This window comes from Cytobacillus sp. GQ23, assembly GCF_059758675.1.
The window spans coordinates 50,932-72,588 of record NZ_JCAXER010000017.1 but is presented as its reverse complement, the minus strand read 5'-3'; the positions used below and the strand labels follow the sequence as shown (position 1 = coordinate 72,588).

Genomic DNA, 21,657 nt, shown 5'->3' with positions numbered 1-21,657 from the left:
GGAGTTTATGGATATAACAAAGGAGTATGCTGTCAAACTGGATGAACAAAATGACCTGTCCTATCGGGAAGAGTTTTATATAAAGGAAGATGGAATTTACATGGATGGCAATTCACTTGGGCTGCTGTCCAAACGGGCAGAGAAATCACTGCTCGACCTGCTGGAATCCTGGAAGCATCATGCCATTGACGGCTGGACAGAAGGGGACAATCCCTGGTTCTACCTATCTGAAAAACTGGGTAAAGAAATGGGGCCAATCGTAGGGGCAAACCCGGAGGAAGTAATTGTAAGCGGTTCCACTACTGTTAATCTTCACCAGCTTGTCTCTACATTTTATAAGCCGGAAGGAAAAAGAACAAAGATACTGGCAGATGAGCTTAATTTTCCAAGTGATATTTATGCGCTGCAAAGCCAGGTGAAGCTGAAGGGCTATGATCCTGGAGAGCATCTTGTCCGGGTGAAAAGCGCGGATGGACATACATTGAAAGAGGAAGATATTGTCGCAGCGATGACGGATGAAATCGCGCTGATTGTCCTGCCGGGTGTGTTGTACCGGAGCGGCCAGGTGCTGGATATGGAGTATCTGACTGCCGAGGCGCATAAGCGCGGGATTGAGATAGGCTTTGACCTATGCCATTCAGTTGGATCTGTCCCTCATGCTTTGAGTGAGTGGGATGTGGATTTTGCGTTCTGGTGCAATTATAAGCATCTGAATGGCGGACCGGGTTCAACGGGAGGGCTGTTTGTGAACAAGCGCCACTTCGGAAAGGTCCCGGGACTTGCCGGCTGGTTCAGTTCCCGCAAGGATAAGCAGTTTGATATGGAGCATGTGCTGACGGCGGCTGAAGATGCGGGTGCCTATCAGATTGGAACGCCAAATATCTTCAGCATGGCGCCGATTATCGGATCGCTCAGCATGTTTAATGAGGCTGGCATGGAAAGAATACGTGAAAAATCGCTGCAACTGACAGGCTATATGATTGAGCTGGTTCAGCAGGAGCTTGATGGACACGGATTTGTCCTGCGCAATCCGCTTGATGAAAAGAAGCGGGGCGGCCATATTTATCTGGAGCATTCGGAAGCAGCTAGGATCTGCAGGGCACTGAAGGCTGAAGGAGTCATCCCGGATTTCCGGGCGCCAAATGGAATCCGCCTGGCACCGGTTGCACTATACAACACGTTTGAGGATGTTTGGAAAACGGTTCAAATTTTAAAAGGAATCATGGAAGAGGAGAAATATAAACAATTTGAAAATAAGAGGGGAGTTGTCGCATGACGAAAAGAAACTGGATTGATATTTCACAGCCTCTTACCGGCGACATTGCCCATTGGCCCGGTGACACCCCGTTCAGCTATGAAACGGCTTATACAAAAGAACAAACCGGTTCTGTCAATATCGGACGGATTACGACCAGCCTGCATACCGGCACCCATGTTGATGCACCGTTCCATTTTAATGATGAAGGTGAAAAAATCCTGGATCTGGACATCGAGCTGTATATCGGGCCGGCGCATGTAATTGATGTATCTGCCTTTGAAACAGTCGATTCGGAAGTTCTGAAAGGATTCGACCTTGAAGGCGTGGAACGTGTCCTGCTCAAAACTTCGGTTCCGAATAATTCGGAAGTGTTTCCGAAGCGTATTCCGGAACTGACCGTGGATATGGCAGACTACCTTGGCGAGAAAGGAGTCCGCCTGCTCGGAGTCGATGTGCCGTCCGTTGATGCGCTCGACAGCAAAGAGATGGCGACGCACCATGCCTTATATCGCAATGGCGTTCATATACTGGAAAACATCATGCTCGATGACGTAGATGAAGGAAATTATGAACTGATTGCTTTGCCTCTTCCAATCAAAGATGGAGACGGCAGCCCGGTGCGGGCGGTCATTCGCCCGCTTTAGGCGGGATATTTATCGGCAAAATGCTGACTTTCTGCCTTGAAGCCATCAGAAATAACCTTTATCGGCCGATTTGAAGGAAATACCGGCCAATATCGTATAAATATCCGGCCAAACTGCGGGATTTACCGGCTAAATGAAATCGGGTCAGTCCCTGACATACAAGACATTACAACAAGGCCGAATCGAGAACGACAAGAAGCAATTCCAAGGAGGAACTCAAATGATCAACGAGAAAAACCAGGACGTAAACGCAACAACCTCTGAAAAGAGCATCCATACAGACTTTACCAATAACATGACTTACGGAGAATATCTTCAGCTTGATAAAATTTTATCCGCGCAAAACAGGCTTTCCGGCCATCATGATGAAATGCTGTTCATCGTCATCCACCAGGTGAGCGAGCTGTGGATGAAGCTGATTCTTCATGAAATGGGCGCAGCCATCGAATCGATCGAAAACAATGATTTATCCACAGCACAGAAGAGATTGTCACGCGTTTCGAAGACGCAATCGCAGATTATTCAGGCATGGGATGTACTTTCCACTCTGACTCCTTCCGAATATATGGAGTTCCGTGATTCACTTGGTCAGGCATCTGGCTTTCAATCCTACCAGTATCGTATGGTAGAATTTGCGTTAGGGTATAAAACTGAGCATGTTCTAAAAATCTATCAAAAAGATCCGGAGCTTCATGCAAGGTTAACAGAAGCCTTTGAAAAACCGGGCCTTTATGATGTGGCCATCCGCGCGCTTCACAAAGCCGGCTTGTCAATTGATGATGACATTTTGAACAGAGATGTAACCAGGACGTACAAGGAAAATGAATCCGTCCGTGCAGCCTGGATGACTGTGTATAAAAATCCTGAAAAGTATTGGGAGTTATACGAGTTAGCTGAAAAATTAGTGGATATCGAAGACTGGCTTCAGCAGTGGCGCTTCCGCCATATGAAAACGGTCGAAAGAATCATTGGCTTCAAAATGGGCACAGGCGGCTCATCAGGTGTCGGCTATCTGAAAAAAGTACTGGATCAGCGCTTCTTCCCTGAACTCTGGGATATCCGTACAGAGCTGTAAGCTATTGGGGGAACTTCGGACTCATCAGGCAAGAAACCGGGAGATAGAGTCCGAGCCCGAGTCAACTTCGGACACAACCAGCTTAAAAACGGAAGTCAGAGTCCGAACCAAGACCAACTTTGGACACAACCAGCGTAAAAACGGAGGTTAGAGTCCGAACCAAGACCAACTTCGGACACAACCAGAGTAAAAACGGAAGTCAGAGTCCGAACCAAGACCAACTTCGGACACAACCAGCGTAAAAACGGAGGTTAGAGTCCGAGCCCGAGTCAACTTCGGACACAACCAGCGTAAAAACGGAAGTCAGAGTCCGAACCCGAGTCAACTTCGGACACAACCAGCGTAAAAACGGAGGTTAGAGTCCGAACCAAGACCAACTTCGGACACAACCAGAGTAAAAACGGAAGTCAGAGTCCGAACCAAGATCAACTTCGGACACAACCAGCGAAAAAACAGGAGTCAGAGTCCGAACCAGGTCCAACTTCGGACTCAAACAACAAGAAACCTGCAGCTAGAGTCTGGACCACCTAAAAATATAACAACAGGGGGGAAACGATGAGTACAAAACGAGAGCAATGGTCATCTAAATTCGGCTTTATTATGTCCTCGGCCGGTGCGGCGATCGGCCTGGGGGCCATATGGAAATTCCCATACGTAGCCGGAAACAGCGGCGGGGGCGCCTTTTTGCTGATGTTTATCGTATTTACGATTCTGGTAGGGCTGCCCATGCTCATTTCCGAATTTATTATCGGGCGTGGTGCACAGAAGGAAGCCGTATCGGCCTATTATAAACTGGCGCCAAACAGCCTGTGGACGTTTACCGGGAAACTAGGGGTAATCGGCTGCTTCCTGCTGCTGAGCTTTTACTCGGTTGTTGGGGGCTGGGTGCTAATTTACACAGTTCTCTCAATCGGCGGCCAAATCATCAAGCCAGGTGCAGCCTATCCGGAACTTTTTGGCATGATCACATCTACACCAAGCTGGACACTCATGGGACTGGCTGCGTTTCTGCTTATTAACATTGTCGTGATTACATTTGGAATCCAAAACGGGATTGAAGCTGCAAGCAAATACATGATGCCGCTATTATTTATCTTTTTTATCGTGCTTGTCATACGTGCTTTAACGCTTGATGGAGCAATGGAAGGGGTCAAGTTTTTCCTGAACCCGGACTTTAGTAAGATCACAGGTGATTCGGCACTTTATGCATTAGGACAATCATTCTTTGCGTTAGCCGTCGGTTTTTCCTGCATGGTCACGTACAGCTCATACCTGGATAAGAAAGTCAGCATTCCATCGTCAGCCGGATCTGTTGTTATCATGAACATCATCATCTCGGTCCTGGCTGGGCTAGCGATTTTCCCGGTAGTCTTTGCATTCGGTTTTGAACCGACGGAAGGCCCGGGGCTGCTGTTCATGGTCCTGCCGGCTGTCTTTTCACAGATCCCCTTGGGTGAACTGTTCCTGGCGATCTTCCTGCTGCTTTTCTTATTTGCCACTCTGACATCATCGTTCAGCATGCTGGAAATCATCGTCTCAGCCTTCATCGAGAACGGTAAGCATTCACGGAAAAAAACCTCCTGGATCTCCGGCATAATCATGTTTGCAGCCGGTATTCCTGCTGCCCTGTCGTTCAGCCTGTTTGGAGACTTCACGGTCTTCGGGAAAAATATTTTTGATGCCACCGACTATCTTGTCAGCAATATCCTGCTTCCGCTGGGCTGCCTGCTGATTGCCCTTTTTATTTCGTTTAGAATGGATAAAGGGCTAATAAAAGAAGAATTTCTGCTCGGAAGCGACATTTCACCAGCTATGTACACAGCGTGGAGCATCCTGATGAAAGTGGTTGTTCCGGTTACAATTGGGGTTGTGTTCCTGAGCACACTAGGAATTATTTAAAGAGGCGTCAATCCGACGCTTTTTTTTTTTACTTTTTAATAAAAAAATTTAAATTTATGGTTTATGGATAAAACTAAAAGGGTATAAAATTGTAGGATTCTGCCTAAATGAAGATGTAATCTATAATACCAAATTCAAGAGAAGGATTTTCTTCGACTTAAACGAATTGTATAATATATAACACGAGGGGGCGTATGATTGATATGGAAGCAACCTACAAAGAAACAAGCGATATGGCGGGCTTTATTGTTGCGAATCGAGACCACTTTCAGCACAAATTATTGTCAGAGGCTGTAAATGTAGCTTCTAAGATCAATGAAATTCTGCAAAGAGGGAATATTGATCTTTTAAAAAATGCAGAAAGATTGGCTTTATATGTTGCTGAAGATAAAGAGGAAGAGCTGATTGCTTTTGCCAGACAGGAAGGCGTTGCCTGGGCTGAGCACTCCCTGACGCTTTTTTTAAAACTGGAATGGGTGCAGGCGATCAGACGGACAATGTGGCACTTTCTGTACCAATATGACAAAATTAAAAAGCAGGACAAAGTATCGGAAGACTTTTATCATATGGAAAAAGTGGTCAATGATTATGTGGACCAATTTTTAAATAATTTCTTTATCAGCTATTCTGATTATAAAGATGAAATGCTCAAATCCCAGCGCAAACTGGTAGAGCATTTATCCGTGCCAATTATTCCGGTCAGCACGTCTGTCGCTGTACTGCCGCTGATTGGCATGATTGATTCATACCGGATTCAGACGATTGAAGAAAAGGTTCTGATGGATATTGCATCCATTAAAATCCAGACTTTAATCATGGACCTTTCCGGAATTGCCGACATGGAAGTGGATGTCATCGTTCATTTCAAAAAGATTTTAAGCGGTATAAAAATGATGGGCTGCGAGGCAGTCATCACAGGTCTTCGAGCAGAACTGGTCCGAAAAATGGTGCATGCTGGTGTAATGTTCCAGGATCAGGCAGAAACAAAAGGGACTTTGCAGCAGACTTTACGGGAGTATTTAGTTATTGAACCTAAACAATAGTACATATAAAATGCCTGTCGCTGTCTTCATCGGAACGCGGCCGGCATTTTTTTAAGGAGCCTGCTATGAAAGACTTTGATGAATGGCTGAATATCCATACACATGGCGACCAAAAAGGGTTTCCCAAATCCCTTCACTACCACCGCTACGAACCTACTCCTTATGAGGGCCTGGAAAAACTGTTCAGTGAATATACGCTGAAAAGCAGTGATCGCCTCGTGGACTTTGGCTGCGGCAAGGGCCGGCTGCCGTTTTATATTCACCATACCTTTGGTGCATCCGCTGCTGGTGTGGAAATGAGTGATGACTTTTACCGTGAGGCAATGATAAATCACCGGACATACAAAGGGGAAAAAGCAGGTATCAGCTTTCACTGCATGCTGGCTCAGGAGTATGATATCACTCCGCAGGACACCCATTTTTACTTTTTCAATCCGTTTTCTGTGCAGATTTTTATTAAAGTCGTCAACAACATACTCCGCTCTGCCGAAGAAAAACTGCGCAAAATGGATATTATTCTCTACTACCCTTCAGAAGATTATCTGTTTTATCTGGAAAACAGCACTCCCTTTGAGCTGATCAAAGAGGAGAGACTTGAGGGGAATGAAAACGAGCGTTTCCTGGTTTATCGTTTCAATCAAACGTTTGATTGAAAATTCCCCCGCTGCCTAAAAGCTGGGGGAATTTCTTTTATCGTACTGGCCTTGATTCAGGTTCTCTTTCATATTCCCGGTTTGGTTTAAAGAGGAGACCCAAATTGATCAATCCCGCAATTCCCACTAATCCATAGACAATTCTTGATAACACTGCATCCTGTCCCCCGAATAAGCTGGCAACTAAATCAAATTGAAAAAATCCGATCAGACCCCAATTAATAGCTCCAATAATGGTTAAAACAAGTGCAATACGCTGGAAACCGTTCATCTTTTTATCCTCCTTACAATGAGTAATCATACAGCGTGCTCGCTATATATTAGGGAGTTACCCCGGTATTGGAGGGGGCAAACAAATTTCAGAGAGTTGGAGAAATAAAAAGTGAAATTGGGGAAATGAACATTTTATTGCAGGAAAGGATTCAGCTAATTAGGAAACACCCCTCCATTTTGAGGAAAACAATCACTAAAATGAGGAAAAGCTATCCCGCAAAAGGATAGCTTTTTTCTTTCAACAGTTTCTTATTTCGCACTCAAACGTCTAATACGCTCATCTAAGTCAGGATGTGTCGAGAATAAGGAAGCTTTTCTTCTGTTATTAATTTTCAAAGTGGAAATGGCTGTCTGTTCTTCACCCTGAATGCGGCTGGAGTAAGCCTTCAGCATCTGCAGGGCATGTGTCATCTTGTCTTTGCCGGCAAGATCAGCGCCTCCGCGGTCCGCATGAAATTCGCGGTGGCGGGAGTAGGCGAAGACCACAAGGCTTCCAAGAATTGAGAAAGCGATCTGGAACACGATGACAGCTATAAAGTGTACAATTGGTGCCATTTCTTCTTTTACAAAGCGGGATGCCACCCATGCTGCAATTCGAGCAAGGAAGACCACGAATGTGTTGACTACACCCTGAAGAAGGGTCATGGTGACCATGTCTCCGTTTGCAATGTGTGCCACCTCATGGGCGATGACACCTTCAATGGCATCGTCGTCCATTTCCTGGAGCAATCCTGTTGAAACGGCCACAAGCGAGCGTTTTTTCGAAGGACCTGTCGCAAAAGCGTTCACTTCAGGAGAGTGGTAGATTCCAACTTCCGGCATATGTGTTAAGCCTGCCGCTCTTGAAAGGCGGTGAACTTTCTCTACGATTTCGCGTTCAGCACCTGAAAGGGAGCCATTCGGATCCAGCACCTGGACATTCATCATTTTCTTGGCCATCCAGCGGGACATCCACAGAGAAATGAAGGAGCCCGTAAAACCAATCACTGCACTGACAACAAGCAATGCGCCAAAATCAATGCCGCCCTCGGCATTGATGTAATTACCTCCGCCAATCAGCGAGAAAATAATACTGATCGTTAATAGAACAAGCACGTTTGTCAATAAAAAGTAAAAAATACGTTTTCCCATTTTCTCACCCATCCTATCTATTTTCGAGTTCATATGAACTTGTTATCTGACTATATGATATAATTTTTCTATGAAAATGGCAAGCCATAACTAGGCGAAACGGAAATAGACATTGACTGTCATCATTGAAAAGATTAGGATGAAAGCATTGAATAGAGAACGCAGGGGATGATTACCTTGGAATTATTCCAGCTATCAAGGAAAAGTATGGCTGATTTCCTTCTATCGCTGAAGGGGGAAGGGGAGCTTTCGCCCAAACAAATCCTTCAGCAGGCATGGACAGCCGCCCATGCCAAAAAGGGAATATCAACAGAGGCTTTTCTGGATACGAAAATGCCGGCCATATTTGAAAAATTGCTGCGGGCAGATTTGAAGAAACTCGGCTTTTCCATCAACGAAATTGTTGCAATGGGCAACCAGATTGAATTCACTCATTTATCTTCGACTGCAGTTCAGAATTGGGTGAAGCGGGATGTGAAGGACCTGATTGGAAGTCCGCACCTCGGCAAAAAATATTCAGTCGACCAGGCAGCGATGCTGTTCATCGTGGAGGATCTGAAGGCAACGCTTGATTTTGATTCAATCCGGAAAATACTGACTCTCCTTTTTAATGATCTGGAAGACCGCTCTGACGATTTAATTGAGCCGATCCCATTTTATGCTGCATACGCGTCTATTTTTGAAAAAACCCATCATCATAATATATTAGGCGAAAGCATGCATGATGGCATAGAGACATGCATCAAACAAGAAGCATTGCAGGCATTGGCTGGCTTTCAGGATTTTACGGATCAGCAGAAAGACATCGTCTCGAATATTCTTGTCACGGCATCCCTCACCGTTTTATCGGCCTACTACAAGTCACTGACAAAGAAATATGTAACGGCTACCTTATTTTTAAATGGGTAAAAAGCATCGCCACTGGAGGGCGATGCTTTTTTATCCTCATGTTTTATTGCGTGGCAGCTGAAGCATCAGCTTGCAGAAGTGAACGGAAGGGGGCCTTAACGTCTGATGTTTTTAATTAGAGGAAGTCGAATTCTGATCAAAAATAAGATATGTTATCCAGAATGATATTGATAAACTAGGTGATGTATATTATTCTTATTGATAATGATAATCATTTACATATGCTATTTGATAGAAAATGAATGGAGATGAAAAACAATGAAAAGTACGAAGGTTATAGTAATTGCCATCACACTGTTGTTCGCTTGTATGTTATCTGCCTGCGGAGAAGGCTCAGCAAAAAAATCAGGCTCAATCGATGACTCCGGCACAAGGACATACCATGGAGAGAACGGGGATGTCGAGGTTCCTGCCAAGCCTAAAAGAGTGGCGGTATTGGCACATATTTATGCGGGGAATGTATTGAAGCTTGGAATCACCCCTGTAGCGGTGAATGAATGGGTAAAAGGAAATAAATTTTTCGGTGATAAACTGGAGAATACAGAGGTTGTTGCGGAAGGATCCATCGAGAAGCTAATAGAATTAGAGCCTGATTTAATCATTGCTTTTTCATCTGATAAGAATTTAAAGAAATACTCAGAAATCGCCCCAACTGTTGCCCTGACAAATACAGAGTACGATTATTTACAGCAGCATGTTGAAATTGGAAAAATTGTCGGAAAAGAAAAAGAAGCAGAAAAATGGGTTGAAGAATGGACTGAAAACGCGAAAGAAGAAAAGGAAAAAGTAAAGGCCGCCTTAGGTGAGGATGTAACTGTAACCGTGCTCGAAACAATGGGAAAAGAAACATATATTTACGGAAAGAATTGGGGACGGGGAACGGAAATTATTTATCAGGCCCTAGGAATGAAGGCACCGGAAAAGGTAGAAAAGGATGTGTTTGGGCCTGGCTATAAATCCATATCGACTGAGCTGATCCCAGAGTATGCCGGTGACATTATGTTTGTTGGAATAGGAGATGAAACAGGGAAGGGTTCCTTCATGGATACAAGCGTATGGAAGGAAATACCTGCTGTTCAAAACAACAGGGTGATCGAATTTGATTCCGAATCTTTCTGGTTTAACGATGCCATTTCCCTTGAAAATCAAATGGAATTTATCGTAGATGAATTAACGAAACTTAAAAAATAAGAGAGCCAAATAGATTAATCCAAATAAGCCTCAGCGCAATAGGCCGCTTGAGGCTTTTTCTGTCCCTTTTTATCTGGCTTGCATTGTGTTATACATAAAACAAAATAATATATCAAAAAGCATTGACCTTGTGGTGCACCACACAGTTTAAGATAAATGGGAGGAAGCGATGTACAAGATTAGCGAGTTTGCGGAAATGACCGGATTAACGAAGGAAACATTGCGATATTACGCAGAAGTGAAGCTTCTGGAGCCCGCTTTTATTGACCCCCATAATCATTACCGGTATTACGATGACGGCAGCTATTTTTTGGCTATCCTTTTACGAAAGCTGAGAGGATTAGGCTTCACTATTCAGGAAATGATTTCAGTGATGGAGGATGAATCATTTGCGAACCTGGAAGCTTTGCTGCTGCAAAAAAGAAAGCTGATTGAGATGCAAATGGAGGAGCTCGAAGGACAAATGGCGGAAATTGATGCTTTTTTGGAATCAGGAAAGGAGGAGGAAGCGTGATTCAATGGAAGGAAGAAATCATGATTGACAGGAATATAGAAAAGGTGTGGAGCCTGTTTTCCGACCGGCACATAAAGAAAATTATGCCCAAGGTTGAAGAGCACACCCTGATTGAAAAAAAGGAAAATGAAGCAGGTGCTAAGCACAGGCAAACCTATAGAGAAGGCAAGCGCCTTGAGACTTACATTGTCGAAACACTGGCCTATGAGGATACAGAGGATAAAAAGCATAAGCGGATCCATTTTGTATTAGGAAAAGCCTTTGCCATCACCCTCGGCTTTACTCTGATCAAAATCGATGAATCCCAAACCAGATTTATTTATGAAGGGGAAAATAAAGGCGTTAACTTCGTCGGAAGGGCCATGCTGAAGCTTGGCGGCGATAAAAACAATCTGAAGGTGGTTGAAGAATTTCTGCAGAAGGTTCGCGAAGAAGCATTCAAACTATAAAAAAACATCGCCGGCTAATGCCAGCGATGTTTTTTCTATTAGACTTCCCGTCTCATTGCCTTTAGCACATCCACCTGTGTTGCACGCTTGGCCGGACGCCAGCCGGAGAAGATGGTGACGGTCAGGCAAATCGCTACACTGATCAGCGTAAGGGACCATGGAATATAGGAAAGCATGAGGCCCTCAGGCGGGGCTTCTTCAAATACTCGTTCCAGCACGAGCGGCAGGGCCAGGTTGACTGCATAGCTGATTCCATAAGCGACAATGGTGCCAAACAGGGCGCCAAGCAGACCGATATAGCTGCTTTCAAGGACAAAAATCCGTTTAATCGTTTTCGGATGGGCACCGATTGCTTTCATAATGCCGATATCGGGGGCGCGCTCCGTAACAGCCATCGTCATCGTATTATAAATACCGATGGAGGCAATGATCAAAGCGATCGTTCCGATGAAGAGCAGGCCAATTTTTAGAATCGTAAACACCATATTGATTTGCTTCATCTCGTTCACGATGGAATAAACCATATAATTGCCGTCTTTCAATGTTTCATTAATGCCTGTAACAGCTTCTACATTTTTAGCGTAAAGGCTCACTCTATCGTATGTTCTTCCAGTATCCACGGGAGCCTCTTCCATTTGCTCCGGATTGCCGGCAGGTGTGCCGGTGAACGTTTCCACTTCTTTAAAGATATCTTCGGAAATGAAGACTGTTTGGATCTGCAGCCATTCTTTAGAAGGCTTTTTCGTCACCCCGGTTATGGTCAGGGGAATGGACTTTTTGACTTCTTTGCCATCCTCCGTTTTAATAACTTCCATTTCAAGCTTCTTTCCTACTAACTCACCCTTGTAGGCGTATTCTTCTTTTATGGAGCCATCCTCATTAAAGGCATTTTCTCCTTCTTTCGGTTCCTTTGCCAGATTGTCTGCAAAGGAGGAGCCCACTACCACTTCATTCTCTTTCTCTGGCAGCCTTCCTTCAGACAGCTCAAACCCGGCCTTCACTTCTTCGGGAAAATAAGCCGAAACGGTTTCTGTTTGAACAGTATATTCCCCAGTTTTAAAAGTCGGGGTTTGCTGCAGGGATTGCCTGCGGGTGACTGCTTTTACCCCGGTTATTTCTTTGAAATACTGAATATCTTTATCTTGGATGCCCTGATAATTTCCTTCGCCCTCTTCCTTGCCGTGAACTTGAATTTCCGTCACAAGGCTGTCTTCCATTACATCCTGAATGATTGATTTATGCAGGCCGAAGCCGACGGATGCCAGTACAATGAGGAAGGTACATCCAATGGCTGTAGCTAAAATCGTCATAAACAGCCTGGTTTTATTCTTTTTCATATTTTGTCTTACAAATCGGAATTGATCTTTCAATTTCATGCCAATACACCCTCCATAACCCTTCCATCTGTGATTTCAATTGTCTTATGGCCGATGGCTGCTACTTTTTCGTCATGAGTAATTATCAGAAACGTAATACCCAGATCACGATTCAGCTCTTGAATAAACTGCAGCAGTTCGCTTTCTGTTTCGCTGTCCAGGCTGCCTGTCGGTTCATCTGCAAGAATGAGAGGAGGATTGACAACGAGCGCCCGGGCGATGCTGACACGCTGCTGCTGTCCGCCGGAAAGCTCACTTGGATAATGATCCTTATATTCGCTTAGTCCTACACGCTTTAACGTCTCTTCGGTTTTCTGCTGTCTATCCTTTTCTGTCATCCCTTTGAGAATGAGAGGGAGCTCGACATTCTGGTAAGCCGTCATACTCGGAATCAACTGAAAGCTCTGGAAAATGAATCCGAGATTCTTAAGGCGGAAATCAGAAAATTTACCTTCGCTATAATCACTGACCTTTTCACCCTGTATCCAGACCTCTCCTTGCTTCGGCTTAATAAAGCCGCTGATGATATTCAAAAGCGTCGACTTCCCGGAACCGCTCCTGCCCACAATCGTGACAATCTCGCCTTTCTCCACTGAAAAAGAAACACCCTCCAATACAGGAATAACCGACTTCTTCTCCTTCTTGCCAATCTCAAACGCATGGCTCAAATCTCTAACTTCTATCACACCATAACCTTCCTTCTAAAAAAGTCTCTGCCATCTAGACGTACGAAACACCCCTTTCGGCTTCAAAAAAATAAAAAGAAATTTTTGGTGACAGGCACCACCCGAATTTTGTCGAAACCACTCCGAAAGATTTGAATATTTTGAATTCAGAAAGAGGTAGGCTACTATAATAGTAGTGAAACTGAAAAAGGGGAGGAATTGCTATTGGAGCAGACACTTATTAAAGCCGATGATTATGTCACGCTATGGGGAATTATTGTGGTGTGGGCCTCGGTAAGCATTTTTCTGGAGCAGCGTTACGCTTTAGCAGCAAAAATTTCAGGGGCGATTGTTGCACTGATTGGTGCCATCATTCTTTCTAATACGGGCATTATTCCGACAGCATCGCCGGTTTATGATGCAGTCTGGACATTTATCATTCCGCTTGCGATCCCATTGCTTCTTTTTCATGTGAAGATCAAAAGAATCTGGCAAGAAAGCGGAAGGCTCCTGATTATCTTTCTGATCAGCTCCATTGGAACTGCCGCAGGCGTGATCATCAGCTTTTTCCTGCTGAAAGATCATATACCAGTACTCGATAAATTGGGGGCGATGCTAAGCGCATCCTATATTGGAGGCGGAGTTAACTTCGCTGCCATGGCGGCCAAATTTGAAGCGCCTGGAGAAATGGTTTCTGCAGCAGTGGTCGCCGATAATTTAATGATGGCCATTTACTTCGTCGTTTTGATGCTGATACCGGCGATTGGTTTTTTTCGGCGCCGGTTCAAAACACCACATGCAGATCAGGTGGAAAGCGGAAATTTAAGAGAAGAGGGGAAGACACTGGCGGAAAGCTTCTGGAAGAGAAAGGACATTTCCTTAAAGGATATCGCGTTATCCGTGGGAACAGCCTTTTTGCTGGTGATTGTTTCTTTTAAAATAGCTGAGTTCCTGGACACAGCTATTCCAACGGGAGAAGGTGTTTCTTTTTTTACCAATCTCGTAAATGGTCTGTTTGGAGATAAGTATTTGATGCTGACGACCATGACGTTTCTTGCTCTGGCCATGTTCCCAAAATACTTCGAGTCTATTAACGGAAGTCAGGAAATCGGCACATTCCTGATATACCTGTTCTTTGTCGTGATCGGCATCCCGGCATCAATCCCGCTGATTATTGAAAATGCCCCGCTGCTGCTGGTGTTTGTGTTCATCATTGTCGTTGTAAATCTGTGCGTATCTCTGGCTGCAGGCAAACTATTAAAATATGACCTCGAAGAAATCCTGTTGGCCAGCAATGCGAATGTTGGCGGTCCAACCACCGCAGCGGCCATGGCCATTGCGAAGGGCTGGAAGGACCTGATCGGACCGATACTCGTTGTAGGAACGCTGGGCTATATCATTGGCAACTATGTTGGAACCGCGCTTGGACTGTGGTTTTCCGGGTTTATGTAAAAAATGAAGCTTGCCCGCAATATTTATTGCGGGTTTTTACAATGAAATATCGGGAATGGGGAGGAAGGGATATTGAAGCAAGATTTGAAAAGAGGATTACTTCTGAATAAAACTGCCATAATCAATAACTGTAAGGGTCTGCTTTTTGGATAATGCCAAATTTGCCTTCTTAAAGTCATTCGGTATAATTCCGTGGCTTATGAATTTATTTTGCAGCTGCAGTATTTGATTATCAAACTGTTTATTAGCAGGTATTTTAGCAGAGATTTTTTTCATAATAATCCAGCCATGTCCATATTGCAGGACAGGGCAAAGGTGTTTTTTTATGTCAGGCGGACTATTGGTGAAAATTTCAAATTCAGTTTTATTACTCTTAAGGCCAAGATCGGAAATAGCCACTTTTAACACATAATTGTTCCCCATATCAAAGACAATTCTGGTATATCCATGTCCCAGAAATCGATATCGTAACCGCAATGTTCTTCTTGCCATATTGACCTTAGCAGAATTCGTTCTATTTTCCCATTTTTTCATGATGGATATCCAGGAATTAATAGAATGAAGTTCGCTGGGAGTCAGTACATTTGGATTAGCGTCATTCTTTTTCCTTGGATACATACATTTTCACATCCATTCCCACACAATTTTTACAGGATATTATATTTAAACAGGGATTAGTTTGTCCGTACTAATAACTATCTTTTGTTAAAAAGAATGCCGGCCTGCAGCCTATTTACCTAGCACTTTTTTTGATGGATCGGTGGCTCCTGCTCCTCTTTTATAAGTTTCGTCCCGTCTTCAAGAAAAATCCAAAGAAATTTTTCACGATTTGTACTATAATAATAGCTGGTTTATTTTTAGAGCAACGAAATAATAGAGAGCGGTGTTGATACCTTGGATAAACGGTTTGGTACCGTAACAATATTTTCTTCTGTTCAATGGCTATTTTTTATTTTTGCAAATACTGTGATGATCCCAATTTCAGTGGGAACCGTCTTCGGGCTTCCTGGTGAAACGATTGCGCTGATGCTGAGAGCCTCGCTTATCTTCACGGGATTAGCGACCATTTTTCAAGGATGGAAAGGGCATCGCTACCCGCTCATGGAAGGCCATTCCGGCCTGCTGTGGGGAGTCATCCTTAACCTTGGACTGTCGGCATCGTCCCTTGGCATGAGCTATTCAGAAATCGGGGGCGGAATAGCAACAGGTGTGCTGCTCGCTTCGGCTGTCACGCTGATTCTCGCAGCATTCAACGGCATTTCACTGCTGAAATCAATTTTCAGCCCAATGGTGATGTCCGTTTATTTGTTTCTATTAACCTTCCAGCTGATTTTCATATTTTTTAAGGGAATGATGAAGGTCAGCGAGCAGGGCACCATTGATGTGCCGATCACGCTATATTCCTTTGCCCTCGTTATTTTTGTGAGTTTACTAAAATTAAAAGGGAACGCCCTCATCGGCAATTTTTCCATCTTAATAGGGTTGCTGGCAGGCTGGATCGGCTATAATTTCCTTTTTCCCGACGAAGCGGTACAGGAGATGGCATCCGGAGGTATGAGCTTTACACTCTTTCCGCTGGGACAGCCTAACCTGGAAATCGGAATTGTGGCAGTAGCCTTCTTTGCCTGTTTGATGAATCTGAGCAACACCGTCGCATCGATCAGTTCTGGTGACCGGTTATTTAAAAAAGAATCCGGCAAGCGTGAGTACCGCAGCTCGATTTTTATCACCTCAGTTTTCACGGTGATCGGAAGCGGGTTTGGCCTTGTACCGTATACGCCATTCACCTCATCGATTGGCTTCCTCCAAAGCACGCGAATATTAATGAAAACACCCTTTTTCATAGGCGGGGCGCTGCTGTCAGTCATTGGTCTGGTTCCGCATCTGGGATCATGGCTGGCGGGCATGCCGGTAACAGTCGGAAACGCCGTCCTGTTTGTCGCGTATCTTCAGCTATTCGGGACTGCATTCAACAGCTTAAGCGGAAAAGTATTCAACTCAGACACCATCTTCCGTTTAGCCGCACCTGTCCTGATTGGCATCAGCCTGATGAATACACCGACTGAGGTATTTTCGGGATTGCCTGTATTAATTCAGCCATTTGTCTCAAACGGGCTCCTCATGGGTGTCCTACTCTCCATTCTTTTGGAAAAAATGGTGAACTGGTCTGCGCTCGAACAGCTGGAATTGAAGAATAACTAGAAAAATCCCCTGTTATTAGGGGATTTTTTTAATAGATAGATCGGGCGTTTGAAGGCAGGCTGCGGACATGGCTTAAGAATGCAGTCACACGCTTATCATCTTCAAATGGGTATTCAAATCCAAGTCTCTCCGCGACCTCGACAGCTGTATTTCTGAAAAGGGAGCACATGGTAAATAGAGCATCCCAGATATTATCAATATTCGCGTCTGAATAGGTGGACAGAAATTGCTCCCAATCCCCGGCAGGAAGGAGATCGGACAAATACTTGCCAGCTTTGCCTGCACTTATTTTAAAATCGGCTGCAATGCCGGACTTCCATTCCAGCATGGTAATCAGTACATTGCGGTTGATCTGCTCATGCATAAACATCGCGTACGTCAGCTCCTGGCGCCAAAGACCTTTGCTGATATTCATCGTAATCCACCAAAACTCATTGCACAGATCTGCAAACTCTCTGGCATCAGGCTTCCTGATATGATAATCCCGGTCACTTGCTGGCGGCATGGCCCCAATCAGGCCATCCTTATCAAGAAGCAGTATACTCAGACTGTCAGGCTCCAGAAGTTCATCCATCCTTTCAGCCGGGATTAAAGTCAGGTCAATCCGATTTCCGTCCATAAACTGCATCAAATAAGGAAAGCGGCCGAGCCCATCGGCCGGAGGCAGCACCTTCTCCTCCGGCATCTGCATCATTACACGCTCGCCAAACACATCCACCCAGCTATGATTACAGGTAAAGGATTCGATTTCCCTGACGATGTACACAATATCATAGTCCTGAAAAATATCTTTTTTTACATTGGAATTCGCGCGCGAACATTCAGAACAACCGCCAGAACCCGTTCATCTTCCTTGGCAGTTCCTAAAATTAGATTCATCATCTCAGTTTCAGTTCTAGATTTCATTTGCCCTCCTGATTGTTTTGGTCATACTGTTATGATACTTTTTTTATGTGGGGGATTCCTGCTGGTGACTCTGGTAATGATTGTTGTTTGAGGAAACTTTATTTAGTTGTCGTTGCCGCTAAGAAGGGAAAATAAAGCCGAAAAAGGGAGCCGATCCAGAAAAACGGTCGTCATGGAACCATCATGAAGCCGAAAAAGGACCCGGCGCCAGAAAAACGGTCGTCATGGAACCATCATGAAGCCGAAAAAGGACCCGGCGCCAGAAAAGCGGTCGCCAAGAAGCCTTCATGAAGCCGAAAAAGGCACCCGAACAATAAAAGCGGTCCCCATAAAGCCAGCATGAATCAGCACCACCACCCATACAAAAAAATCAGGCACCATCCAGGCACCTGATCCCCAAACTATTTTATGCATGCACCCATTTTACCTGCTGCTTTAAAATCTTCCCGCTCGCATTCCGCGGAAGTTCATCCACAAAGGAATAAATACGCGGACACTTGAATTCAGCCAGGTGTTCAGCCGCAAATGAACGCAATTCTTCTTCAGACACCTGACCTTTCAGCACCACGACTGCTTTCACCGTTTCGCCCCATTCTTCATGAGGCACACCGACAACACAGGATTCCATAACCGCATCATGCGTTGCGAGAACTTCTTCGATTTCCCGAGGATAAATGTTGACTCCGCCCGAAATGATAACATCCTTTTTACGGTCTACGATGTAAAAGTAGCCATCTTCATCCCTGTAGGCAATATCCCCGGTATAGAGCCATCCGTCTTTCAGCACGGCGCTTGTTTCATCCGGATTATTGTCATATCCGAGCATGAGGCTGTCACCTGTCAGAAGAATCTCACCGTATTCATTTGGTGCCGTATCAGTGCCATCCGGCCTGACGACCCGGATTTCCATATTAACTGTCGGATTTTTGCCAATGCTTCCGGCTTTGTCCAGATGCTCTTCCGGATATAATAAAATGCCATTCGGTCCTGCTTCCGTCAGCCCGTAAACCTGAAAAAAGTTTTCGTTCTGGAATGCCTTTTTTACATGATGATAGGAGGCCAGTGCCAGCGGCCCGCCGCCATAGGCAAAAACACGCATGCTGGATAAATCATAAGCAGCCAAATCCGGATCCTTGGAAGCAAGCAAATAGGCGACCGGTGCCGCAAAGGAGAAGGTGGTCTTTTCCTCTTGAATCCAGTTCAGGAAGCCTTTTGGTGTAAAGTCCCCAAGCACATGGGATGCGCCACAGTAAAACCCGCTCATGAAAAATGTATTCAAAGGAGCAGAGTGGGAAAGCGGCATCAGTGTAAGAATGGAATCGCTATGCGACAAGCTGAAATTAACCGAAACCGCGGCAGCAATCGCAAGAATGCGTTCATGGTTAAACACGACTCCTTTTGGCGTTCCGGTTGTTCCGGATGTAAAAAGAATCTCGCAGACATCACGTGAATCAATCGGCACATCAAGATTGCCGTCAGAAAACAGAACAGAAGCCTCAACAGCATCCTGAATGGAAAAATAGAAATTCAAATTGTCTTTTAAAGCCGTTACCGTTTCAGCAAGCTCATTCTCATAAATAATCCCTGCAGCATTTGCATTTTGAAAAATAGCCCCCAGTTCTTTCGATGTCAAACGGATGTTTACCGGCATCGGAATAGCACCGATTTTCATGCAGGCAAAAAAGGCAAAAAAGAAATACTCATTATTGCGCGACATTAACGCAACCCGATCGCCGCGCCGGACTCCCTGGTCCTGAAGATACCGTGCCAGTCTGTTGCATGTACGGTTCATGTCAGCGTATGTAAGGCGGCTCGACACCGTAATAAAGGCGTCTTTTCCAGGATACTTCCTTGCGTTTCTCTCCAGTACTCCGTGAATCGTTGTTCCCACTTCAGTCAGCCCCCTATAAAATATTGATTTTACGTTTTCACCCGGCTGTTTTCATACTTTTCTTTGTAGGTTAAAATGTCTTCGCGCAGCATTTGCAGCTGCATAATCTGCTCCTCAATTTCCTTTAGCTTGCTGTCAGCGAATGCAATAATTCGGCTTTTTTCCGCTTCGCCTTCCGGATTTGATTCATAGAGATCAATCATCTCCTTGATTTCCTGCAGGCTGAAGCCGAGCTTTTTTCCCCGCAGAATCATCTTCAGGCGCCTGCGCTCCCGGTTTGTATAGCTGCGCTGCTTGGTCAGGCTGTCCCGGTTTTCGGAAGTCAGCATGCCAATTTCCTCGTAATAGCGAATTGTCCTGGAGCTAATGTCAAACATTGACGCCAGTTCGCTGATGGTAAAAACTTTTTCTTGGGCCATTATGTATCCTCCTAGTTGACGTTAACGTTAGCTTAGTTTTATAATAATTCTGAAAATTACATTTTGTCAATCAAAAAAGGAGTGAATTTTCCATGAATGTAACTTCCCGGGACGTACAGACAAGAGGAGAGAACACCTATTCATTTGATAATTTTTTAGAGAAGCGCAGCAATCTGGATTGGTATAAGGATGACCCTTTTCTGCAAAAAGCCTTAAAAAAATATACCGGTACACAATTTGAAGAGATACATAATGAGCTGCAGCATTTTTCTCCTGCTGTTTCGTCCAAATGGAACTCGCTTGCAGAACGTGCGGCAAGACCGGAAGTCCGTCCATATATGCTTCATTTTGATGCCTTCTATCACCGGATTGACCGTGTCGTCCGTCCAATGGAAACGCATCAGCTTGAAAAGGAAGTGTTCGGAGCAGGCCTTTTTTCAAGCAAAATGCTATCCTGGGAAAGCTTTGCCAAGCGGATGCTGATCCATCAGCTGGGAGAAGCAGGTGTTGCCTGTCCGCTTACATGCACGATTGGATTAATTGCACTCCTTGAACAATATCCAAATGAAGATATTCCGGAGCTTGAGCAAATTTTGCAGCATACAAAAGAGGGACTAGAAGGAGACTTTGCGATCGGGGCACAGTTCATGACGGAGATCCAGGGCGGTTCCGATTTGCCTGCCAATGTGCTTGAGGCAGTTCCAGATGGAAAAAACTATCGCCTGTACGGCAATAAATTTTTCTGTTCGGTTGCCCATGCGGACTATTCTGTAGTTACCGCGAAAATTTCCGGAACAGATAAAATTTCTACATTCATCGTTCCTTCCTGGCTTCCGGGTGATAAGAAAAAAGAAAAACGCAACAGCTATGAAATCAACCGCATCAAGTGGAAAATGGGAACGGCCGAGCTGCCGACAGGGGAGTTCCAGTATAATGGGGCACTAGCTTATCCGGTTGGCCCTGCAGGAAAAGGAGTGGCCGTTGCAGTCGGTATTGTCCTGACATTATCCCGTCTTGAAATTGGCATTGCCTGTGCAGGCTTCATGCTTCGCGCAGCCCGAGAAGCCAGTCTCTATGGCGATTTCAGGACGGTTTTCGGCAAGAAGGTAAAGGATTACCCGCTATCTGCCAGAACGCTGAAGAAAATAGAGAATGCTGCACACCGCACAGCTGCTGGTGCTTTTAAAATTTATGATCAGTTCCTGCACCTTGATCAGCCGCTGAATGCCGGTATTCCGGTTGACCAGCCGCTGGAACGGAGAAAGCAGCTGTTTAACTTGAGAGAGCTTGTGCTGCTGCAGAAAATCTGCGTGACGAATGAAGGAGCAGAGGTCCTGCGCGAGAGCATCTCCGTGTTTGCCGGCCATGGCGTCATGGAGGAATTTTCATCACTGCCGCGCATATTCCGGGATGTGGTTGTCAATGAGCAGTGGGAGGGTCCGCGCAATCTGCTGCTGACGCAGATTTACCGTGATATTCAAAGAGTGGCAGACTGGTATCCGCCGTCCGATTTTGTGGCAGGCGTGCTGGAGGGGGCTTCTCAGGAAACGATTAATCGGTTTGCTGAACAGCTGACCGACCTGCTGCACCGGCCGGTGTGCGGTGAAGTCAGTGAAGCTTCCATGGAAGCGGCTGAAGAGTGGGATGTATTTTGCGATTCCTTCTTTAAAGCATATCAGACGATTGCGCTGGAGGAAATCAATTAAA

At 45.0% G+C, this 21,657-nt stretch carries 20 protein-coding genes and 1 pseudogene; 13 read left to right on the top strand and 8 right to left on the bottom strand.

The window, feature by feature from the left end; genetic code table 11:
• Nucleotides 1-7: 7 nt before the first annotated feature.
• The 6 genes from kynU to AC6CHU_RS15375 all read left to right on the top strand — a co-directional run bounded on the left by kynU (nt 8) and on the right by AC6CHU_RS15375 (nt 6,572).
• Nucleotides 8-1,276, top strand: a complete 1,269-nt coding sequence (kynU, locus tag AC6CHU_RS15400) for a kynureninase (protein WP_251284548.1) — start codon at nt 8-10, stop codon at nt 1,274-1,276.
• Nucleotides 1,273-1,902, top strand: coding sequence for an arylformamidase (kynB, locus tag AC6CHU_RS15395; RefSeq protein ID WP_159862172.1), 630 nt, complete (start codon nt 1,273-1,275; stop codon nt 1,900-1,902). Before kynU ends, kynB begins: the two co-directional genes overlap by 4 nt.
• Nucleotides 1,903-2,122: 220 nt before the next feature.
• Nucleotides 2,123-2,977 carry a tryptophan 2,3-dioxygenase gene (kynA, locus tag AC6CHU_RS15390; protein ID WP_201306450.1) on the top strand — a complete coding sequence of 285 codons (855 nt, stop codon included), beginning with the start codon at nt 2,123-2,125 and terminating at the stop codon, nt 2,975-2,977.
• A 555-nt stretch (nt 2,978-3,532) separates the two neighbouring features.
• Entirely contained in the window at nt 3,533-4,876 is a 1,344-nt protein-coding gene (locus AC6CHU_RS15385) for a sodium-dependent transporter (protein ID WP_159862171.1), read from the top strand.
• 203 nt (nt 4,877-5,079) lie between these two features.
• Entirely contained in the window at nt 5,080-5,919 is an 840-nt protein-coding gene (locus AC6CHU_RS15380; RefSeq protein ID WP_159862436.1) for an STAS domain-containing protein, read from the top strand.
• A 65-nt stretch (nt 5,920-5,984) separates the two neighbouring features.
• Nucleotides 5,985-6,572, top strand: a complete 588-nt coding sequence (locus AC6CHU_RS15375) for a class I SAM-dependent methyltransferase (protein WP_159862170.1) — start codon at nt 5,985-5,987, stop codon at nt 6,570-6,572.
• A gap of 37 nt (nt 6,573-6,609) precedes the next feature.
• Here AC6CHU_RS15375 and AC6CHU_RS15370 read toward each other — a convergent pair whose 3' ends face one another.
• Together AC6CHU_RS15370 and htpX are read right to left on the bottom strand one after the other, a co-directional pair.
• A complete protein-coding gene (locus AC6CHU_RS15370) occupies nt 6,610-6,843 on the bottom strand; it encodes a DUF378 domain-containing protein (protein WP_159862169.1) in 234 nt (77 codons plus the stop codon).
• Between the two features lie 251 nt (nt 6,844-7,094).
• A complete protein-coding gene (gene htpX, locus AC6CHU_RS15365; RefSeq protein ID WP_159862168.1) occupies nt 7,095-7,976 on the bottom strand; it encodes a protease HtpX in 882 nt (293 codons plus the stop codon).
• 177 nt (nt 7,977-8,153) lie between these two features.
• Between htpX and AC6CHU_RS15360 the strand changes: the two genes are divergently transcribed.
• The 4 genes from AC6CHU_RS15360 to AC6CHU_RS15345 all read left to right on the top strand — a co-directional run bounded on the left by AC6CHU_RS15360 (nt 8,154) and on the right by AC6CHU_RS15345 (nt 11,039).
• On the top strand, nt 8,154-8,885 hold the full coding sequence (locus tag AC6CHU_RS15360) for a DUF1836 domain-containing protein (protein WP_159862167.1): 732 nt from the start codon (nt 8,154-8,156) through the stop codon (nt 8,883-8,885).
• 258 nt (nt 8,886-9,143) lie between these two features.
• A complete protein-coding gene (locus AC6CHU_RS15355) occupies nt 9,144-10,076 on the top strand; it encodes an iron-hydroxamate ABC transporter substrate-binding protein (RefSeq protein ID WP_159862166.1) in 933 nt (310 codons plus the stop codon).
• A 169-nt stretch (nt 10,077-10,245) separates the two neighbouring features.
• The gene (locus AC6CHU_RS15350) at nt 10,246-10,590 is read left to right on the top strand and encodes a MerR family transcriptional regulator (RefSeq protein WP_159862165.1); all 345 of its coding nucleotides are present in this window, start codon (nt 10,246-10,248) and stop codon (nt 10,588-10,590) included.
• Entirely contained in the window at nt 10,587-11,039 is a 453-nt protein-coding gene (locus AC6CHU_RS15345; protein WP_159862164.1) for an SRPBCC family protein, read from the top strand. The genes AC6CHU_RS15350 and AC6CHU_RS15345 overlap by 4 nt, the downstream gene beginning before the upstream one ends.
• Before the next feature lie 38 nt (nt 11,040-11,077).
• Here AC6CHU_RS15345 and AC6CHU_RS15340 read toward each other — a convergent pair whose 3' ends face one another.
• Nucleotides 11,078-12,415: an ABC transporter permease gene (locus tag AC6CHU_RS15340; protein WP_159862163.1), complete on the bottom strand. Its 1,338-nt coding sequence runs from the start codon at nt 12,413-12,415 to the stop codon at nt 11,078-11,080.
• Complete coding sequence (locus AC6CHU_RS15335) at nt 12,412-13,101, bottom strand: ABC transporter ATP-binding protein (protein WP_159862162.1); 690 nt, start codon at nt 13,099-13,101, stop codon at nt 12,412-12,414. Before AC6CHU_RS15335 ends, AC6CHU_RS15340 begins: the two co-directional genes overlap by 4 nt.
• Before the next feature lie 204 nt (nt 13,102-13,305).
• On the opposite strand from AC6CHU_RS15335, the gene AC6CHU_RS15330 reads away from it, so the two are divergent.
• Nucleotides 13,306-14,532, top strand: a complete 1,227-nt coding sequence (locus AC6CHU_RS15330) for a DUF819 family protein (RefSeq protein ID WP_159862161.1) — start codon at nt 13,306-13,308, stop codon at nt 14,530-14,532.
• Nucleotides 14,533-14,628: 96 nt separating this feature from the next.
• Here AC6CHU_RS15330 and AC6CHU_RS15325 read toward each other — a convergent pair whose 3' ends face one another.
• The gene (locus AC6CHU_RS15325) at nt 14,629-15,150 is read right to left on the bottom strand and encodes a hypothetical protein (protein WP_251284554.1); all 522 of its coding nucleotides are present in this window, start codon (nt 15,148-15,150) and stop codon (nt 14,629-14,631) included.
• A 276-nt stretch (nt 15,151-15,426) separates the two neighbouring features.
• On the opposite strand from AC6CHU_RS15325, the gene AC6CHU_RS15320 reads away from it, so the two are divergent.
• The gene (locus AC6CHU_RS15320; protein ID WP_159862159.1) at nt 15,427-16,734 is read left to right on the top strand and encodes a uracil/xanthine transporter; all 1,308 of its coding nucleotides are present in this window, start codon (nt 15,427-15,429) and stop codon (nt 16,732-16,734) included.
• A gap of 28 nt (nt 16,735-16,762) precedes the next feature.
• Here the strand turns inward: AC6CHU_RS15320 and AC6CHU_RS15315 are convergent.
• The 3 genes and pseudogenes from AC6CHU_RS15315 to AC6CHU_RS15305 form a co-directional block, all read right to left on the bottom strand.
• Nucleotides 16,763-17,640: pseudogene (locus AC6CHU_RS15315) on the bottom strand (aminoglycoside 6-adenylyltransferase).
• Nucleotides 17,641-18,046: 406 nt separating this feature from the next.
• Nucleotides 18,047-19,531: a class I adenylate-forming enzyme family protein gene (locus AC6CHU_RS15310; RefSeq protein ID WP_498122227.1), complete on the bottom strand. Its 1,485-nt coding sequence runs from the start codon at nt 19,529-19,531 to the stop codon at nt 18,047-18,049.
• A 29-nt stretch (nt 19,532-19,560) separates the two neighbouring features.
• Nucleotides 19,561-19,950: a MerR family DNA-binding protein gene (locus AC6CHU_RS15305; protein WP_159862155.1), complete on the bottom strand. Its 390-nt coding sequence runs from the start codon at nt 19,948-19,950 to the stop codon at nt 19,561-19,563.
• Nucleotides 19,951-20,042: 92 nt separating this feature from the next.
• On the opposite strand from AC6CHU_RS15305, the gene AC6CHU_RS15300 reads away from it, so the two are divergent.
• On the top strand, nt 20,043-21,656 hold the full coding sequence (locus AC6CHU_RS15300) for an acyl-CoA dehydrogenase family protein (RefSeq protein ID WP_498122225.1): 1,614 nt from the start codon (nt 20,043-20,045) through the stop codon (nt 21,654-21,656).
• Nucleotide 21,657 lies beyond the last annotated feature (1 nt).

What these genes read in the sequence shown, in the direction of transcription:
- kynU (WP_251284548.1), top strand. Translation starts at nt 8, where the DNA reads ATGGATATAACAAAGGAGTATGCTGTCAAACTGGATGAACAAAATGAC.
- kynB (WP_159862172.1), top strand. Translation starts at nt 1,273, where the DNA reads ATGACGAAAAGAAACTGGATTGATATTTCACAGCCTCTTACCGGCGAC.
- kynA (WP_201306450.1), top strand. Translation starts at nt 2,123, where the DNA reads ATGATCAACGAGAAAAACCAGGACGTAAACGCAACAACCTCTGAAAAG.
- AC6CHU_RS15385 (WP_159862171.1), top strand. Translation starts at nt 3,533, where the DNA reads ATGAGTACAAAACGAGAGCAATGGTCATCTAAATTCGGCTTTATTATG.
- AC6CHU_RS15380 (WP_159862436.1), top strand. Translation starts at nt 5,080, where the DNA reads ATGGAAGCAACCTACAAAGAAACAAGCGATATGGCGGGCTTTATTGTT.
- AC6CHU_RS15375 (WP_159862170.1), top strand. Translation starts at nt 5,985, where the DNA reads ATGAAAGACTTTGATGAATGGCTGAATATCCATACACATGGCGACCAA.
- AC6CHU_RS15370 (WP_159862169.1), bottom strand. Translation starts at nt 6,843, where the DNA reads ATGAACGGTTTCCAGCGTATTGCACTTGTTTTAACCATTATTGGAGCT.
- htpX (WP_159862168.1), bottom strand. Translation starts at nt 7,976, where the DNA reads ATGGGAAAACGTATTTTTTACTTTTTATTGACAAACGTGCTTGTTCTA.
- AC6CHU_RS15355 (WP_159862166.1), top strand. Translation starts at nt 9,144, where the DNA reads ATGAAAAGTACGAAGGTTATAGTAATTGCCATCACACTGTTGTTCGCT.
- AC6CHU_RS15350 (WP_159862165.1), top strand. Translation starts at nt 10,246, where the DNA reads ATGTACAAGATTAGCGAGTTTGCGGAAATGACCGGATTAACGAAGGAA.
- AC6CHU_RS15340 (WP_159862163.1), bottom strand. Translation starts at nt 12,415, where the DNA reads ATGAAATTGAAAGATCAATTCCGATTTGTAAGACAAAATATGAAAAAG.
- AC6CHU_RS15325 (WP_251284554.1), bottom strand. Translation starts at nt 15,150, where the DNA reads ATGTATCCAAGGAAAAAGAATGACGCTAATCCAAATGTACTGACTCCC.
- AC6CHU_RS15305 (WP_159862155.1), bottom strand. Translation starts at nt 19,950, where the DNA reads ATGGCCCAAGAAAAAGTTTTTACCATCAGCGAACTGGCGTCAATGTTT.
- AC6CHU_RS15300 (WP_498122225.1), top strand. Translation starts at nt 20,043, where the DNA reads ATGAATGTAACTTCCCGGGACGTACAGACAAGAGGAGAGAACACCTAT.